Origin of the sequence: Christensenella sp. (genome assembly GCF_034927525.1) — a bacterium.
Classification (GTDB): Bacteria; Bacillota; Clostridia; order Christensenellales; family Christensenellaceae; genus Christensenella.
The window spans coordinates 1-2,138 of sequence record NZ_JAYFPU010000322.1; the positions used below are offsets into that span (position 1 = coordinate 1).

The following is a 2,138-nucleotide window of genomic DNA, read 5'->3' on the forward strand; positions in this document are numbered from 1 at the left end:
AAATATGAAATGGCACCGCGGCGGGAAGGCGATGTCCCTGTTTGTTACGCAGATGCTTCGCTTGCAAAAAAAGAGCTTGGGTGGACGGCGAAATATGATATCGACGCTATGTGCCGGGACAGCTGGAACTGGCAGAGCAAGAACCCGAATGGATATTGATTGGAACATAAAAAGACCTTTGCATATTGCAAAGGTCTTTTTTGATTTTGTTAAATTTATGCTTTGTTGTCGCAGCCAAGAACATCTACGATTTTGTGTGCAACCATTGCTTTGATCGCGTCACGCGCAGGCGTCAGATACTGGCGCGGATCAAAATCGGACGGATGTTCTGCAAAGTGCTTGCGGATCGTCCCTGTCATTGCGAGGCGAAGATCGGAATCGATATTGATCTTGCAAACCGCGCTTTGTGCTGCCTGACGAAGCAGGTTTTCCGGAACGCCCTGTGCACCAGGCATACTGCCGCCGTATTCATTGATCATATCGACAAATTCCGGAATAACGGAAGATGCGCCGTGAAGAACGATCGGGAAACCCGGAAGGATCTCTGTTACTTTCTCAAGGATGTCAAAGCGGAGTACGGGTTCGCCTTTGAATTTGAACGCGCCGTGGCTCGTGCCGATCGCGATCGCAAGGCTGTCAACGCCTGTTTTAGTAGCAAACTCGTATACTTCTTCCGGTCTTGTGTAGGAAGAATCTTCGTGGGATACCTGAATTTCGTCCTCTACGCCGGCAAGACGGCCGAGTTCGCCCTCTACAACAACGCCGCGGTCATGTGCATATTCTACCACGCGTTTTGTAACAGCAATGTTTTCCTCAAAAGAAAGATGGGAACCATCGATCATGACGGATGTGAAACCGCTGTCGATACAGGATTTGCACGTTTCAAAGCTGTCGCCGTGGTCAAGATGCAGGCAGATCGGCAGGCCGGTATCCTCAAGGGCCGCTTCCACCAGCTTGGTGAGATAGATTGGGTTTGCGTAGTTGCGCGCGCCCTTGGAGACCTGCAGGATCAGCGGTGCGTTGAGCTCTTTTGCGGCACCTGTGATTCCTTGGACGATCTCCATGTTGTTTACGTTGAAAGCGCCGATGGCATAACCGCCGTCGTAAGCCTTCTTAAACATTTCTGTCGTGGTAACTAATGGCATGACAAAATCCTCCTTAAAAATATTGATACATGCTAAGACAAAATAATTATACTATTTGATGGGCAAAATAACAACCGCCCAAACAGGGAAATGTTCATGAAAAGGCCTATTGACAGACGGAAAACAAAAAAGTAGCATAGAATGTGCTGAGGAGGTTAGGGAGTATGGAGCAAACGAGGAAGAAAACAGACTGGCGAAGTATTGTTTTCTTGCAATTGATCATCATTGTATATACTTTTTCCGGCGTGTTCGGAAAGATGGCGACAAATGGAAATGCATTTATGTCCACGATGTTCATTATCTTTGTTGTTTTGGATGTCGCGGTATTAGGTGTATATGCGTTGCTTTGGCAGCAGGCGCTTAAAAAATTTGATTTGCATGTGGCTTATGCCAATCGTTCGCTTGCCACGATATGGTCGATGGTTTGGGCGGTGCTTATTTTTCAGGAAAGGATCACCGTGTACAATGTAATCGGTACGGCTTTGATTATTGCGGGCGCGATGTTGGTGAATACAGATGCTGAGCGTTAGCAGTTTTATTATTATGTTATGCGGTGTAACGATTGCCGCATTCTCACAAGTTTTATTGAAAACCAGCGCCAACATTGAGTATGGTGGCTTCTGGAAGCAGTATCTTAACTGGCGTGTTATTCTGGGATATGTCATGCTTTTAGTGTCTATGCTGTTTGCAGTATGGGCATATACGGGAATGGATTACAAGTATGGTCCTGCGATCGAGTCGGTAGGATTTGTAATAGTTGCGATTCTGAGCTGTGGGATTCTAAAGGAAAAGTTAACAAAAAAGAAGATCATCGGCAACATTTTGATCGTTGCCGGACTGGTGGTTTTCTGTCTGTGAAAAAGTGATCGAAAGCTGTTGCAAAACGCACTGGAATCAAATATAATGTAAGATGTACGCAAAAGTTTAATGTATATCAAATATTTTTTAGGAGGATATTTCTATTATGGCTATTAAAGTTGGTATTAACGGTTT

The 2,138-nt window shown here is 45.4% G+C and carries 4 protein-coding genes; 3 read left to right on the forward strand and 1 reads right to left on the reverse strand.

What is annotated here, in order from left to right; translation table 11 throughout:
• The coding region (locus VB081_RS12920; protein ID WP_323401195.1) for a GDP-mannose 4,6-dehydratase at window positions 1-159 on the forward strand (159 nt) is incomplete at its 5' end.
• Between the two features lie 56 nt (window positions 160-215).
• Here the strand turns inward: VB081_RS12920 and fba are convergent.
• Window positions 216-1,145: a class II fructose-1,6-bisphosphate aldolase gene (fba, locus tag VB081_RS12925; protein WP_323401192.1), complete on the reverse strand. Its 930-nt coding sequence runs from the start codon at window positions 1,143-1,145 to the stop codon at window positions 216-218.
• A gap of 164 nt (window positions 1,146-1,309) precedes the next feature.
• On the opposite strand from fba, the gene VB081_RS12930 reads away from it, so the two are divergent.
• Together VB081_RS12930 and VB081_RS12935 are read left to right on the forward strand one after the other, a co-directional pair.
• A complete protein-coding gene (locus VB081_RS12930; RefSeq protein ID WP_323401193.1) occupies window positions 1,310-1,675 on the forward strand; it encodes an EamA family transporter in 366 nt (121 codons plus the stop codon).
• A 13-nt stretch (window positions 1,676-1,688) separates the two neighbouring features.
• Window positions 1,689-2,003 (forward strand): EamA family transporter, encoded by a 315-nt coding sequence (locus tag VB081_RS12935; protein WP_323401194.1) that lies wholly within the window; start codon window positions 1,689-1,691, stop codon window positions 2,001-2,003.
• The last annotated feature ends 135 nt before the right edge of the window (window positions 2,004-2,138 follow it).

Bases quoted from the DNA above. Each gene is read 5' to 3' on its own strand.
- fba (WP_323401192.1), bottom strand. From the start codon at position 1,145: ATGCCATTAGTTACCACGACAGAAATGTTTAAGAAGGCTTACGACGGC.
- VB081_RS12930 (WP_323401193.1), top strand. From the start codon at position 1,310: ATGGAGCAAACGAGGAAGAAAACAGACTGGCGAAGTATTGTTTTCTTG.
- VB081_RS12935 (WP_323401194.1), top strand. From the start codon at position 1,689: ATGTTATGCGGTGTAACGATTGCCGCATTCTCACAAGTTTTATTGAAA.